This is a genomic window from Streptomyces fructofermentans, from assembly GCF_014651055.1.
Classification (GTDB): domain Bacteria; phylum Actinomycetota; class Actinomycetes; order Streptomycetales; family Streptomycetaceae; genus Streptomyces; species Streptomyces fructofermentans.
This window is the reverse complement of sequence record NZ_BMWD01000004.1, coordinates 26,470-40,582: the sequence shown is the minus strand read 5'-3', so window position 1 is coordinate 40,582 and position 14,113 is coordinate 26,470. Positions and strand designations below refer to the sequence as shown.

Below are 14,113 nucleotides of genomic sequence, written 5' to 3'. Positions count from 1 at the left end.
CAGGGGCGGCTCCGGCGACGCCCGCGGTGCCTTCGAGCTTTGCACTCGCGTCACGGCGCGTCCATACAACGGACGCGATCCCGCCGTCCCCCGGATGTCACCAGGACGTGACACGGGGCGCGGGTGCCCGACCGTCGCACACGCGCACGCGTGACTACGATGGGCCAGCCGGTGGCCAGCAGGGGCCGCGCGGCCACACCGACCCTCGGGAAGGCCATGCTGAACAAGTACGCGCGTGCATTCTTCACGCGTGTCCTCACACCGTTCGCCGCGTTTCTCATCCGTCGGGGGGTCAGCCCCGACACGGTCACGCTCCTGGGCACGGCCGGAGTGATGGCGGGCGCGCTGGTCTTCTTCCCCCGCGGCGAGTTCTTCTGGGGCACCATCGTCATCACGCTGTTCGTGTTCTCGGACCTCGTCGACGGCAACATGGCGCGCCAGCTCGGCCGCACCAGCCGCTGGGGCGCGTTCCTGGACTCGACGCTCGACCGGGTCGCCGACAGCGCGATCTTCGGCGGCTTCGCACTCTGGTACGCGGGCGGCGGCGACGACAACGTCCTGTGCGCCGTCTCCATCTTCTGCCTGGCCAGCGGCCAGGTGGTGTCGTACACCAAGGCCCGCGGCGAGTCGATCGGGCTGCCGGTCGCCGTCAACGGCCTGGTCGAGCGCGCCGAGCGGCTGGTCATCTCGCTCGTCGCGGCGGGCCTCGCGGGCCTCCACGCGTTCGGGGTGCCCGGCATCGACGTCCTGCTGCCGATCGCGCTGTGGATCGTGGCCGTCGGAAGTGTCGTCACGCTGGTCCAGCGCGTCGTCACGGTCCGCCGCGAGTCCGCCGAGGCCGACGCCGCCCCGGAGGGCGCGCAGCCCGGCGGGACCCCCTCGGGTAACGCCTCGCGCAGCAGTGAGGCCACGTCGTGAGCGGTCTCAAGGACCATCTGACCTACATGGCGTACGCCGCGGGCTGGGGAGCCGTCAAGAAGCTTCCCGAGCCCGTCGCGGTGCGTCTGGGCCGGACGATCGCCGACATCGCCTGGAAGCGGCGGGGTAAGGGCGTACGCCGCCTGGAGTCGAACTACGCGCGCGTGCTGCCCGACGCGACGCCCGAGCGGCTCTCCGAGCTGTCCAGGGCGGGCATGCGGTCGTACCTGCGCTACTGGATGGAGTCGTTCCGGCTCCCCGCGTGGAGCGAGGACCGCATCAGGGGCGGGTTCGAACCCGCCGACATCCACCACCTGACCGACGGCCTCGCCACCGGCAGGGGCGTCATCATCGCGCTGCCGCACCTGGGCAACTGGGACCTCGCGGGGGCGTGGGTCACCACCGCGCTGGAGACGCCGTTCACCACGGTCGCCGAGCGCCTCAAGCCGGAGAAGCTGTACGACCGGTTCGTCGCCTACCGCGAGGGGCTCGGCATGGAGGTGCTGCCCCACAGCGGCGGCACCGCGTTCGGCACGCTGGCCCGGCGGCTGCGCGCGGGCGGGCTGATCTGCCTGGTGGCCGAGCGGGACCTGTCCGCCTCCGGCGTCGAGGTCTCGTTCTTCGGCGGCGCGACCCGGATGCCCGCCGGCCCCGCCCTGCTCGCGCAGCAGACCGGCGCGGTCCTGCTGCCGGTGACGCTCTGGTACGACGAGTCGCCCGTCATGCGGGGCCGCGTCCACCCGCCCGTCGACGTACCCGAGTCGGGTACCCGGGCCGAGAAGACGTCTGTCATGACACAGGCGCTGGCCGACGCCTTCGCCACCGGAATCGCCGACCACCCGGAGGACTGGCACATGCTGCAGCGCCTGTGGCTCTCCGACCTGGAGCCCCGCCCCGACACCGCGCAGGCGCCGCCGCGTCCGGAGCCGGACGGCACCGCGCCGACCGCCGGGACGGCCGCGACCTCCGACGGGGAGCGGCTGTGAGGATCGGCATCGTCTGCCCGTACTCCTGGGACGTCCCCGGGGGAGTCCAGTTCCACATCCGGGACCTGGCCGACCACCTCATCGGGCTCGGGCACCACGTCTCCGTGCTCGCCCCCGCCGACGACGAGACACCGCTCCCGCCGTACGTCGTCTCGGCCGGCCGGGCCGTCCCGGTGCCCTACAACGGGTCCGTCGCCCGCCTCAACTTCGGGTTCCTCTCGGCGGCGCGGGTGCGGCGCTGGCTGCACGACGGCACCTTCGACGTGATCCACATCCACGAGCCGGCCTCGCCGTCGCTCGGCCTGCTGGCCTGCTGGGCGGCGCAGGGACCCATCGTCGCCACGTTCCACACCTCGAACCCGCGCTCGCGGGCGATGATCGCCGCGTACCCGATCCTCCAGCCTGCGCTGGAGAAGATCAGCGCGCGGATCGCGGTGAGCGAGTACGCGCGGCGCACGCTCGTGGAGCACCTCGGCGGCGACGCGGTCGTCATCCCGAACGGCGTCGACGTCGACTTCTTCGCGCGGGCCGAGCCCAGGCCCGAGTGGCAGGGCGGGACGATCGGCTTCGTCGGACGCATCGACGAGCCCCGCAAGGGCCTGCCGGTGCTCATGAAGGCGCTCCCGAGGATCCTCGCCGAACGGCCCGGCACGCGGCTCCTGGTCGCCGGGCGAGGCGACGAGGTGGAGGCCGTCGAGAAGCTGCCCGCGGAACTGCGTCCGCGGGTCGAGTTCCTCGGCATGGTGAGCGACGAGGACAAGGCGCGGTTCCTGCGCAGCGTCGACCTGTACGTGGCGCCCAACACCGGCGGCGAGAGCTTCGGGATCATCCTGGTCGAGGCCATGTCGGCGGGTGCGCCCGTGCTCGCCTCCGACCTCGACGCGTTCACCCAGGTCCTCGACCAGGGCGCGGCGGGCGAACTGTTCGCCAACGAGGACGCGGACGCGCTGGCCGCGGCGGCGGTACGGCTCCTCGGCGACCCGGAGCGCCGCGCGGAGCTGCGCGAGCGGGGCAGCGCGCACGTGCGCCGCTTCGACTGGTCGACGGTGGGCGCGGACATCCTGTCGGTGTACGAGACGGTCACCGACGGCGCCGCGGCGGTCGCCGCCGACGAACCCGACGAGCCGGGCGGGCTGCTGGCCCGGTTCGGGCTGGCCCGGGACTGAGAGAGGCGACGGCGTGCGGGAAATACACGTGATCGGCGATGTTCCCGGCCAGGGCGGGACGACACCGCTGACGGACGAGGAGGAGCGGCGCTGCCGTGCGGTGTTCGCCGCCGAGATCGGGGCACGCCTCGCCGGGAGCGGCCGGACGACCTTCCCCGCCCACACGCCCGAGGAGCGCGTCAGGCTCTTCGCGGTGGCACGGCTGATCGAGGAACGGACGGGCCGTCGGATCGAGGCCGTACCGGTGGACATCGTCTCCATGAGGTTCACGGTGCTGGACGCGGGTGCCGACCCGGCCGCCGGGCCGCCGACCGGGCCCTGAGGCCGTCGCGCGGACAGATGCGCGGTCCGCGGCGGGTGCCCTGCGCCGGGCCGTCCCGGCCGTACGCGCGCGGGCCGATTCCGGCGTCGGCCGAGGACTTGCGGAGCCCTGACGAAAGGCCCCGTCGCCAGGTGCGCCCGGGCGGCTCCCGTACGGAGCGAGGACTGGTCCCGTACGGGTGCGCGCGGTCCGGGCGGGCCGGTGCGACGGGTCGTCCCGCCTGGTTCCGGTGCGCGGGAGGGCGGTTGCCCGTACGGGCGAGAGGGCTTCCCGGCGGGTGTGCGGGCGGATGCTGCGGGCCTGTGCCGCGTGGCCGGGGCCGCTGACGGCGGGTGCGACGGCGGCCGTCGCGGCGGACCGCGGGAGAGCCCGGGCGCCCGGGCGGGCGCGGCGGCGCGCCGGAGCGCACGGGTAGCCTGTGCGCCCGTGACCTCCACACTGATCTGGATCGTGGTCGCCCTCGTGGCGATCGGCCTCTACCTGAGCTGGACGGCGGGGCGCCTCGACCGGCTGCACTCGCGGATCGACGCCGCGCGGGCCGCACTCGACGCGCAACTGCTCCGGCGGGCCTCGGTCGCGCAGGAGTTGGCCACCGCGGGGGTGCTCGATCCGGCCGCCTCGATCGTGCTCTACGAGGCGGCGCACGCGGCCAGGCAGGCCGAGGAGGACAACAGGGAGGTCGCCGAGAGCGACCTCAGCCAGGCGCTGCGGGCCGTGTTCGGTGAGGCCCAGCAGATGGAGGCGGTCCGGGCGGCCCCGGGCGGTGAGGACGCCGCCGGCGAACTCGCCCGTGCCGTCCGCAGGGTGCCGATGGCACGGCGCTTCCACAACGACGCCGTACGCGCGGCCCGGGCCCTGCGCCGGCACCGCACGGTGCGCTGGTTCCGGCTGGCCGGGCACGCGCCGTTCCCGCTCGCCTTCGAGATGGACGACGAGCCGCCGACGGCCCTGGCGGACCGCCCGGGGACGTGACCCCCGCACGCTGAGCTTCACGGCGGCCCGGCGGGGCCCGGTCGGCGCGGGCCCGGGCCGCGCGACCGGGAACGCGTACGGGCGCGTACGGACATGTGGACGCGGGGCGTACGCGCGGATCCGCCCGGCGTGGACCGCCCGTCGGGCGCACGCACCGGGGCGTCGCCGCCGCGCGGGGGATCCACGCGCGCGCCTGCGACCGCGCGGACGTGCCCCGCGGCACCGGTGACACCTCCCTGACCACGGCAAACGTGGCCACCGCGGAGGAAAATGAGCCACCGGCTCTCCATTGGCCCTTGCTGTGGACTGGTCCGCGGGCGTTTCCTCGGTGTCTGCAGAAACCCTCTTCCACCCAGTGAGGTCAACCCGTGTCCAGCACGCTCTCCCACACCGCCCAGCCCACCGACACCCCTGCCACCGGCACCGCGCGCGTGAAGCGCGGCATGGCCGAGCAGCTCAAGGGCGGCGTGATCATGGACGTGGTCAACGCCGAGCAGGCGAAGATCGCCGAGGACGCCGGCGCGGTCGCCGTCATGGCGCTGGAGCGGGTGCCCGCGGACATCCGCAAGGACGGCGGCGTGGCCCGGATGTCGGACCCGAACATGATCGAGGAGATCATCGAGGCGGTCTCCATCCCGGTGATGGCCAAGTCGCGCATCGGCCACTTCGTGGAGGCCCAGGTCCTGCAGTCCCTCGGAGTCGACTACATCGACGAGTCCGAGGTCCTCACGCCCGCCGACGAGGTGAACCACTCCGACAAGTTCGCCTTCACGACCCCCTTCGTCTGCGGTGCCACCAACCTCGGCGAGGCCCTGCGCCGCATCGCCGAGGGCGCGGCGATGATCCGCTCCAAGGGCGAGGCCGGCACCGGCAACGTCGTCGAGGCCGTCCGCCACCTGCGCCAGATCAAGAACGAGATCGCCCGGCTGCGCGGCTACGACAACAACGAGCTGTACGCCGCCGCCAAGGAGCTGCGCGCCCCGTACGAGCTGGTGAAGGAGGTCTCCGAGCTGGGCAAGCTGCCGGTCGTCCTCTTCTCCGCCGGCGGTGTCGCCACCCCCGCCGACGCCGCCCTGATGCGTCAGCTCGGCGCCGAGGGCGTCTTCGTCGGCTCCGGCATCTTCAAGTCGGGCGACCCGGCCAAGCGTGCCGCCGCCATCGTGAAGGCCACCACCTTCTTCGACGACCCGAAGATCATCGCGGACGCGTCGCGCAACCTCGGCGAGGCCATGGTCGGCATCAACTGCGACACCCTCCCCGAGACCGAGCGCTACGCCAACCGCGGCTGGTAGCCGTATGAGCACTCCTGTGATCGGGGTCCTGGCCCTCCAGGGCGACGTACGGGAGCACCTCATCGCCCTGGCCGCGGCGGACGCCGTGGCCAGGCCGGTGCGGCGCCCCGAGGAACTCGCCGAGGTCGACGGACTCGTCATCCCCGGCGGCGAGTCCACCACCATCTCCAAGCTGGCCGTCCTCTTCGGCCTGATGGAGCCCCTTCGCGCGCGCGTGCGGGGCGGCATGCCCGTGTACGGAAGCTGCGCCGGCATGATCATGCTCGCCGACAAGATCCTCGACCCGCGTTCGGGCCAGGAGACGGTCGGGGGCATCGACATGATCGTGCGCCGCAACGCCTTCGGACGTCAGAACGAGTCCTTCGAGGCGTCGGTCGCGGTGCGCGGCGTCGAGGGCGAGCCCGTCGAGGGCGTCTTCATCCGGGCCCCCTGGGTCGAGTCGGTGGGAGCGCGGGCCGAGGTGCTCGCGGAGCACGGCGGCCACATCGTCGCCGTACGCCAGGGCAACGCCCTCGCCACCTCGTTCCACCCCGAGCTGACGGGCGACCACCGGGTGCACGCGCTTTTCGTCGACATGGTGCGCGCGTACCGGACGCCGGAGTCCTTGTAGGATCTCTGGGGTTCGTAAAGAGTTGGGTAACGCGAAGGAGACAGGCAGATGTCCGGCCACTCTAAATGGGCTACGACGAAGCACAAGAAGGCCGTGATCGACGCCAAGCGCGGCAAGCTCTTCGCGAAGATGATCAAGAACATCGAGGTCGCGGCCCGTACCGGTGGGGCCGACCCGGCCGGAAACCCGACGCTGTTCGACGCCATCCAGAAGGCCAAGAAGAGCTCGGTCCCGAACAAGAACATCGACTCCGCGGTCAAGCGCGGAGCCGGTCTCGAAGCCGGTGGCGCCGACTACGAGACGATCATGTACGAGGGCTACGGTCCCAACGGTGTCGCGGTCCTGATCGAGTGCCTCACCGACAACCGCAACCGGGCCGCCTCCGACGTCCGCGTCGCCATGACCCGCAACGGCGGGAACATGGCCGACCCCGGCTCGGTGTCGTACCTCTTCCACCGCAAGGGCGTCGTCATCGTCCCCAAGGGCGAGCTGTCGGAGGACGACGTCCTCGGCGCGGTGCTCGACGCGGGCGCCGAGGAGGTCAACGACCTGGGCGAGTCCTTCGAGGTCCTGTCCGAGGCCACGGACCTGGTCGCGGTGCGCACCGCGCTCCAGGAGGCCGGGATCGACTACGACTCGGCCGACGCCAACTTCGTCCCGACCATGCAGGTCGAGCTCGACGAGGAGGGTGCCCGGAAGATCTTCAAGCTCATCGACGCCCTCGAGGACAGCGACGACGTGCAGAACGTCTTCGCCAACTTCGACGTGAGCGACGAGGTCATGGAGAAGGTCGACGCCTGACGCGGGCTCATACCGGTCTCCACGGACGGGCCGACGGGACACGCTCCCGTCGGCCCGTCCGCGCGTTGTCGGTGCGAGCCGATAGCCTGCACAAACAGGTGAGCGAAGGAGGGGCGGGATGCGCGTACTGGGCGTGGACCCGGGGCTGACGCGGTGCGGTGTCGGGGTCGTCGAGGGAGTCGCGGGACGGCCCCTGACGATGATCGGCGTCGGAGTCGTCAGGACGCCCGCCGACGCGGAGATCGGACACCGCCTCGTCGCGATCGAACAGGGCATCGAGCAGTGGCTCGACGAGTACCGGCCCGAATTCGTGGCCGTGGAGCGGGTGTTCAGCCAGCACAACGTGCGCACGGTGATGGGCACCGCCCAGGCCAGCGCCGTCGCCATGCTCTGCGCGTCCCGGCGCGGGCTGCCCGTGGCCCTGCACACGCCCAGTGAGGTCAAGGCCGCCGTCACCGGCAGCGGCCGCGCCGACAAGGCCCAGGTCGGTGCCATGGTCACGCGGCTGCTGCGGCTCGACGCGCCCCCCAAGCCCGCCGACGCGGCGGACGCCCTCGCCCTCGCCATCTGCCACATCTGGCGCGCCCCGGCGCTGAACCGCCTCCAGCAGGCGCACGCCGCGCACCGCCAGGCCCAGCTCTCCGTACGGAAGGTCACCCGATGATCGCCTTCGTCAGCGGCCAGGTCGCCGCGCTCGCCCCCGACTCCGCGGTGGTCGAGGTGGGCGGCATCGGCTTCGCCGTCCAGTGCACGCCCAACACGCTCTCCGGACTGCGGGCCGGCCGGGAGGCCAGACTCGCCACCTCGCTCGTCGTGCGCGAGGACTCGCTGACGCTCTACGGCTTCGCGGACGAGGACGAGCGGCAGACCTTCGAGCTGCTGCAGACCGCGAGCGGCGTCGGCCCGCGGCTGGCGCAGGCCATGCTCGCCGTGCACAGCCCCGACGCGCTGCGCCGGGCCGTGGCCACCGCCGACGAGAAGTCCCTGATGGCCGTCCCCGGCATCGGCAAGAAGGGCGCCCAGAAGCTGCTCCTGGAGCTCAAGGACCGGCTCGGCGAGCCCCTCGGCACCGGCGGCCCCGCGATCGGCACCTCCGTCACGGCAGGCTGGCGCGACCAGCTGCACGCCGCGCTCATCGGCCTCGGGTACGCGACACGGGAGGCCGATGAGGCGGTCGCGGCGGTCGCCCCGCAGGCCGAGGCCGCCGAAGGGGCACCCCAGGTGGGCCACCTGCTGAAGGCCGCGCTCCAGACCCTCAACAGAGCGCGCTAGAGGACCCGCCCGGGCGCCGCCCCGCGCCCGTGCGGGCCCCGACGGCCCCCCACTCGGTCTGCCCGGTCCGACCCGGACCCGCCGCACCGCGAGGCACACCGCATGCTGTGTCATCCCGGGGCGGCCCCCGGAACCCCGGACGCCGACGAGGTCGAGCCGGCCGGAGATCCACGAGATCGACCGGAGCCACGAGATCCACGGGATCTACGAGATCTACGAGAGCGACACGAGAGCCACGAGAGCCACGAGAGCCCGTGCGGCCGACAGGGCCGACACGGCCGACGCAGAGCATCACAGCGAGGAGAGGCACAGTGAACTGGGACGACACGACCGACGAAGCGACCGCCGAGCGGCTCGTCGGCGCGTCCGCCGAGCGTGAGGAGCAGGCCGTCGAGGCGGCGCTGCGCCCGAAGGACCTCGGCGAGTTCATCGGCCAGGAGAAGGTCCGCGAACAGCTCGACCTGGTCCTGCGCGCCGCACGCGCGCGGGGCGCCACCGCCGACCACGTGCTGCTCTCGGGCGCCCCCGGGCTGGGCAAGACCACGCTGTCGATGATCATCGCCGCGGAGATGGAGGCGCCCATCAGGATCACCAGTGGCCCGGCCATCCAGCACGCGGGCGACCTCGCCGCGATCCTCTCCTCCCTCCAGGAGGGCGAGGTGCTCTTCCTCGACGAGATCCACCGCATGTCCCGGCCCGCCGAGGAGATGCTGTACATGGCGATGGAGGACTTCCGGGTCGACGTGATCGTCGGCAAGGGCCCCGGCGCCACCGCCATCCCGCTCGAACTCCCGCCCTTCACCCTCGTCGGCGCCACCACGCGCGCGGGCCTGCTGCCGCCCCCGCTGAGGGACCGCTTCGGCTTCACCGCCCACATGGAGTTCTACGAGCCCCCCGAGCTGGAGCGGGTCATCCACCGCTCCGCCCACCTGCTCGACGTGGAGATCGACACCGGGGGAGCCGCCGAGATCGCCGGCCGCTCCCGGGGCACCCCGCGCATCGCCAACCGGCTGCTGCGCCGTGTGCGCGACTACGCGCAGGTCAAGGCGGACGGCGTCATCACCCGGGACATCGCCGAGGCCGCCCTCGCGGTGTACGAAGTGGACAGCCGGGGTCTGGACCGCCTCGACCGGGGTGTCCTGGAGGCCCTGCTGAAGCTCTTCGGCGGAGGTCCGGTCGGTCTCTCCACCCTGGCCGTCGCCGTGGGGGAGGAGCGCGAGACGGTCGAGGAGGTCGCCGAACCCTTCCTCGTCCGCGAGGGGCTGCTGGCCCGTACGCCGCGCGGCCGGGTGGCCACACCGGCAGCGTGGACCCATCTCGGCCTCGCCCCGCCGCCCGGGCCGGCGGGTGGAAACGGACAACAGGACCTGTTCGGGGCGTGACGGCGAGGAGGCTCGCGAGCTCAGGAACCCCGGTGCGATGCTGAGCGTTGTTCCATGAGTGCGGACTCGCTTAGACTCCGCCGATGCCGCCGTTGTCGGCGACGCACATACCCCCATCCATCAGGCCGCTCACCATCGCGGTCGAATGAAGGAAGTTCCGACCCGTGAGTCTCGTGACCCTCCTCCCGTTCATCGTGCTCATCGGGGCCATGTTCCTGATGACCCGGTCGGCCAAGAAGAAGCAGCAAGCGGCTGCGCAGATGCGCAACGACATGCAGCCCGGCTCCGGCGTCCGCACGATCGGTGGCATGTACGCGACGGTGAAGGAGGTCAACGAGGACACGGTCCTCCTTGACGCAGGCCCGGGCGTCGACCTTCTCTTCGCGAAGAACGCCATCGGCGCCGTCCTCAGCGACGACGAGTACAACCGCATCGTCCACGGCGTCGAGCACGACCTGAAGTCGGACGAGTCCGTCGTCCCGGCCTCGGACGCGCCGATCGTGCCGGACGACGCCTCCTCCCTCACCGGGACCGACGCGCCCGCCGCCGCTTCCGACGACCAGCCCATCGACCTCGGCAAGAAGGACGTGGCGGACGACGCCGCCGACGCCGAGCCGAAGAAGGTCGAAGGCGCGGAGCTGAAGAAGTCCGACGGCGAGGCCGACGCGAAGTAACCACGACCGGTGACCGCGCGATGCGCCGCTCGCGCACCGCGGTCCCGGTACGTGCGGCTCCGCGCGGTTCCCCTACACCAATTCATGCCCGTCCGCGCAGGTACGTGAGAGACCGGGCGGACGAAGAGGGAGAACGAGAAGGTGGCAGCACCCAAGAAGGGCCGAAAGCAGGGCGCCCAGAGCAGGCCGGGGCGCACCTTGGCCCTGATGCTCATCGCCATTGTGGCGCTCACCGGTGGCATGTTCGCGTCCGGGCACACGACGCCGCGACTCGGCATCGACCTCGCCGGCGGTACGAGCATCACGCTCCAGGCGAAGAACGAGCCCGGTCAGAAGAACGCGATCAACAAGACCAACATGAACACCGCGGTCGACATCATGAACCGCCGTGTCAACGGTCTGGGCGTCTCCGAGGCGGAGGTGCAGACCCAGGGCGAGAGCAACATCATCGTCAACATCCCCAAGGGGACGAACTCCCAGCAGGCCCGGGACCAGGTCGGCACCACCGCCAAGCTCTACTTCCGCCCCGTCCTGGCGACCGAGGTGTCGGGCGCCGACCCGGCGGCCACCCCCTCGCCCAGTGCCTCCAGCAGCGCCTCCACGGGTTCCGACAAGGACACCGGCAAGGAAGCCGACAAGGACAAGGCGACCTCGTCCTCCTCCGCGACTCCCTCGGCGAGCGCCACCTCCCAGGGCCGTGCCGTCACCGACGCGCTGAAGGCCGACCCCACGCCCACGCCGAGCGCCCCGGACGCCTCGGCCTCCGCCCCCGCGCCGTCCGCGAGCGCGGACCCGGCGACCGCGAAGCTCCAGGCGGAGTACACCGCTCTCGACTGCACCAAGAAGACCGAGCGCGCGAAGGCCGGTGACGGCGCCAAGGCCGAGGACCCGACCGTCGCCTGCGGCCAGAACGGCTCGGGGCAGTGGCAGAAGTACATCCTCGGCCCGGCCGAGGTCGAGGGCACCGACGTCGACAAGGCCTCGGCCCTGTTCGACACCCAGGGTGCCGCGGGCTGGAAAGTCACCATGGACTTCACGGACAAGGGGTCCAAGAAGTTCGCCAGCATCACCGGCAAGCTCGCGCAGAACCAGGCCCCGCAGAACCAGTTCGCCATCGTGCTCGACGGTGAGGTCGTCTCCGACCCGTACGTCAGCCAGGCACTGACCGGCGGCAGCGCCGAGATCTCCGGCAGCTTCGACCAGCAGGAGTCGCAGGACCTCGCCAACATGCTGTCGTACGGCGCGCTGCCGCTCACCTTCACCGAGGCGAGCGTCACCACCGTCACCGCGGCCCTCGGCGGCGAGCAGCTCGAAGCCGGTCTGATCGCCGGCGCCATCGGCCTGGCCCTGGTCATCATCTACCTGGTGGTCTACTACCGCGGCCTGTCGATCGTCGCCATCGCCTCGCTGCTGGTCTCCGCGGTCATGACCTACGTGATCATGGCGCTGCTCGGCCCGACCATCGGCTTCGCGCTGAACCTGCCGGCCGTCTGCGGCGCGATCGTCGCGATCGGCATCACGGCGGACTCGTTCATCGTGTTCTTCGAACGCATCAGGGACGAGATCCGCGAGGGCCGCACCCTGCGTCCCGCCGTCGAGCGGGCCTGGCCCCGCGCCCGGCGCACCATCCTGGTCTCCGACTTCGTGTCGTTCCTCGCCGCCGCGGTGCTGTTCGTCGTCACCGTCGGCAAGGTCCAGGGCTTCGCCTTCACGCTGGGTCTGACCACCCTGCTCGACGTGGTCGTCGTCTTCTTCTTCACCAAGCCGCTGATGACGATCCTCGCCCGCAAGAAGTTCTTCGCGGAGGGCCACAGCTGGTCCGGCCTCGACCCGAAGCGACTGGGCGCCAAGCCGCCTCTGCGCCGCACCCGTCGCGTGTCCGCCCCCGTCGACACGAAGGAGGCGTGAGATGTCGAAACTCGGCACCCTCGGCGCCCGGCTCCACAGCGGCGAGATCGGCTACGACTTCGTCGGCAAGCGCAAGATCTGGTACGCCGTCTCGATCCTGATCACCATCACGGCCATCCTCGGCCTGACGGTGCGCGGTCTGAACATGGGCATCGAGTTCCAGGGCGGCGCCGTCTTCACCACCGAGAAGACCAGCATCTCGGTGAGCCAGGCGGAGGAGTACGCGGAAGAGGCCTCCGGCCACGACGCGATCGTCCAGAAGCTCGGCAACGGTGGACTGCGCATCCAGATCGCCGGCATCGACACCGGCAAGTCGGACCAGATCAAGCAGGCCCTCTCCGAGGACCTGAAGGTCGACGCGGAGAAGATCAACGCCGACCTGGTCGGTCCCAGTTGGGGTGACCAGGTCGCCAACAAGGCCTGGCAGGGCCTGGCGATCTTCATGGTCCTCGTGGTGATCTACCTGGCCATCGCGTTCGAGTGGCGCATGGCCGCGGCGGCCCTCGTGGCCCTGATCCACGACATCACCATCACGGTCGGCATCTACGCCCTGGTCGGCTTCGAAGTCACCCCGGGCACGGTGATCGGCCTGCTCACGATCCTCGGCTACTCGCTCTACGACACGGTGGTCGTCTTCGACAGCCTCAAGGAGCAGACGAAGGACATCACCAAACAGACCCGCTGGACGTACAGCGAGATCGCCGACCGTTCGATCAACGGCACCCTGGTGCGCTCCATCAACACCACGGTGGTCGCCCTGCTCCCGGTCGCCGGCCTGCTGTTCATCGGCGGCGGTGTCCTCGGCGCGGGCATGCTCAACGACATCTCGCTGTCGCTGTTCGTCGGCCTCGCGGCCGGTGCGTACTCCTCGATCTTCATCGCCACGCCGCTCGTCGCCGACCTCAAGGAGCGCGAGCCGCAGATCAAGGCGCTGCGCAAGCGCGTGCTCGCCAAGCGGGCCGCCGCGGCCGCCAAGGGCGAGTCCCTGGAGACCCCGTACACCGAGGACGCGTACGACGAGGACGAGGACCCGCAGGACGCGACTCCCGCGGTCGTCGGACCGCGCGGCCAGCGCGCCCAGCCGTCCGGCCGGGGCCGGGGCACCCGGGGCAGGCGCCGATGAGCGGCGTCGAGGAGCTGCTGCTCAGCTGCATCCGCGACGTCCCCGACCATCCGGAGCCGGGCGTGGTGTTCAAGGACATCACGCCGCTCCTGGCGGACCCGGCGGCCTTCGCCGCGCTGACCGACGCACTCGCCGGGATCAGCGTCCGCACCGGCGCCACGAAGATCGTCGGCCTGGAGGCCCGGGGCTTCATCCTCGGCGCTCCGGTCGCCGTCCGCGCCGGGCTCGGCTTCATCCCCGTGCGCAAGGCGGGCAAGCTCCCCGGCGCGACCCTGTCGCAGGCGTACGACCTTGAGTACGGCTCCGCGGAGATCGAGGTGCACGCCGAGGACCTGAACGCGGGAGACCGCGTCCTGGTCGTCGACGACGTCCTCGCCACCGGCGGCACCGCCGAGGCCTCGCTCCGGCTGATCCGCCGGGCGGGCGCCGAGGTCGCCGGTGTGGCCGTACTCATGGAGCTCGGTTTCCTGGGCGGCCGCGCCCGCCTGGAGCCGAGCCTCGACGGCGCCCCGCTGGAGGCCCTGCTCGCTCTCTGAGCACCCTCGGCGGCGCCCGCCCGGCGCCGCCCGGGACCCGTAGGACACCGCGCAGGCGGGCTCCGGAGGAATCCGGAGCCCGCCTCTCGCGTTTCTCCTGTGGACGGTGGTCCCAGCAGCCGAAGGCGAGCCGCGAGCCCGGGCTCGCTAC

15 protein-coding genes are annotated in these 14,113 nt (G+C 71.7%); all 15 read left to right on the top strand.

Annotated elements, in window-relative coordinates; all coding sequences use genetic code 11:
* Nucleotides 1–159: 159 nt before the first annotated feature.
* The 15 genes from pgsA (at nt 160) to IE265_RS06965 (ending at nt 13,962) form a co-directional block, all read left to right on the top strand.
* Nucleotides 160–918 carry a phosphatidylinositol phosphate synthase gene (pgsA, locus tag IE265_RS07035; RefSeq protein WP_190034800.1) on the top strand — a complete coding sequence of 253 codons (759 nt, stop codon included), beginning with the start codon at nt 160–162 and terminating at the stop codon, nt 916–918.
* 26 nt (nt 919–944) lie between these two features.
* On the top strand, nt 945–1,904 hold the full coding sequence (locus IE265_RS07030; RefSeq protein WP_229916091.1) for a phosphatidylinositol mannoside acyltransferase: 960 nt from the start codon (nt 945–947) through the stop codon (nt 1,902–1,904).
* Complete coding sequence (locus tag IE265_RS07025; RefSeq protein WP_190034510.1) at nt 1,901–3,070, top strand: glycosyltransferase family 4 protein; 1,170 nt, start codon at nt 1,901–1,903, stop codon at nt 3,068–3,070. The genes IE265_RS07030 and IE265_RS07025 overlap by 4 nt, the downstream gene beginning before the upstream one ends.
* A 13-nt stretch (nt 3,071–3,083) precedes the next feature.
* A complete protein-coding gene (locus IE265_RS07020) occupies nt 3,084–3,392 on the top strand; it encodes a hypothetical protein (protein WP_190034509.1) in 309 nt (102 codons plus the stop codon).
* 426 nt (nt 3,393–3,818) lie between these two features.
* Nucleotides 3,819–4,364 carry a LemA family protein gene (locus IE265_RS07015; protein WP_190034508.1) on the top strand — a complete coding sequence of 182 codons (546 nt, stop codon included), beginning with the start codon at nt 3,819–3,821 and terminating at the stop codon, nt 4,362–4,364.
* A gap of 368 nt (nt 4,365–4,732) precedes the next feature.
* Nucleotides 4,733–5,656 (top strand): pyridoxal 5'-phosphate synthase lyase subunit PdxS, encoded by a 924-nt coding sequence (gene pdxS, locus IE265_RS07010; RefSeq protein WP_190034507.1) that lies wholly within the window; start codon nt 4,733–4,735, stop codon nt 5,654–5,656.
* A 4-nt stretch (nt 5,657–5,660) separates the two neighbouring features.
* Nucleotides 5,661–6,266: a pyridoxal 5'-phosphate synthase glutaminase subunit PdxT gene (gene pdxT / locus IE265_RS07005; RefSeq protein WP_190034506.1), complete on the top strand. Its 606-nt coding sequence runs from the start codon at nt 5,661–5,663 to the stop codon at nt 6,264–6,266.
* A 48-nt stretch (nt 6,267–6,314) separates the two neighbouring features.
* Nucleotides 6,315–7,067, top strand: coding sequence for a YebC/PmpR family DNA-binding transcriptional regulator (locus IE265_RS07000; RefSeq protein WP_190034505.1), 753 nt, complete (start codon nt 6,315–6,317; stop codon nt 7,065–7,067).
* A 118-nt stretch (nt 7,068–7,185) separates the two neighbouring features.
* Nucleotides 7,186–7,731, top strand: a complete 546-nt coding sequence (ruvC, locus tag IE265_RS06995; RefSeq protein ID WP_190034504.1) for a crossover junction endodeoxyribonuclease RuvC — start codon at nt 7,186–7,188, stop codon at nt 7,729–7,731.
* The gene (ruvA, locus tag IE265_RS06990; protein WP_190034503.1) at nt 7,728–8,339 is read left to right on the top strand and encodes a Holliday junction branch migration protein RuvA; all 612 of its coding nucleotides are present in this window, start codon (nt 7,728–7,730) and stop codon (nt 8,337–8,339) included. Before ruvC ends, ruvA begins: the two co-directional genes overlap by 4 nt.
* Before the next feature lie 311 nt (nt 8,340–8,650).
* The gene (gene ruvB, locus IE265_RS06985) at nt 8,651–9,721 is read left to right on the top strand and encodes a Holliday junction branch migration DNA helicase RuvB (RefSeq protein ID WP_190034502.1); all 1,071 of its coding nucleotides are present in this window, start codon (nt 8,651–8,653) and stop codon (nt 9,719–9,721) included.
* 164 nt (nt 9,722–9,885) lie between these two features.
* On the top strand, nt 9,886–10,395 hold the full coding sequence (gene yajC / locus IE265_RS06980; RefSeq protein ID WP_190034501.1) for a preprotein translocase subunit YajC: 510 nt from the start codon (nt 9,886–9,888) through the stop codon (nt 10,393–10,395).
* 141 nt (nt 10,396–10,536) lie between these two features.
* Complete coding sequence (secD, locus tag IE265_RS06975; RefSeq protein WP_190034500.1) at nt 10,537–12,303, top strand: protein translocase subunit SecD; 1,767 nt, start codon at nt 10,537–10,539, stop codon at nt 12,301–12,303.
* A gap of 1 nt (nt 12,304) precedes the next feature.
* A complete protein-coding gene (gene secF / locus IE265_RS06970) occupies nt 12,305–13,426 on the top strand; it encodes a protein translocase subunit SecF (protein WP_190034499.1) in 1,122 nt (373 codons plus the stop codon).
* Nucleotides 13,423–13,962, top strand: a complete 540-nt coding sequence (locus IE265_RS06965; RefSeq protein ID WP_190034498.1) for an adenine phosphoribosyltransferase — start codon at nt 13,423–13,425, stop codon at nt 13,960–13,962. Before secF ends, IE265_RS06965 begins: the two co-directional genes overlap by 4 nt.
* Nucleotides 13,963–14,113 lie beyond the last annotated feature (151 nt).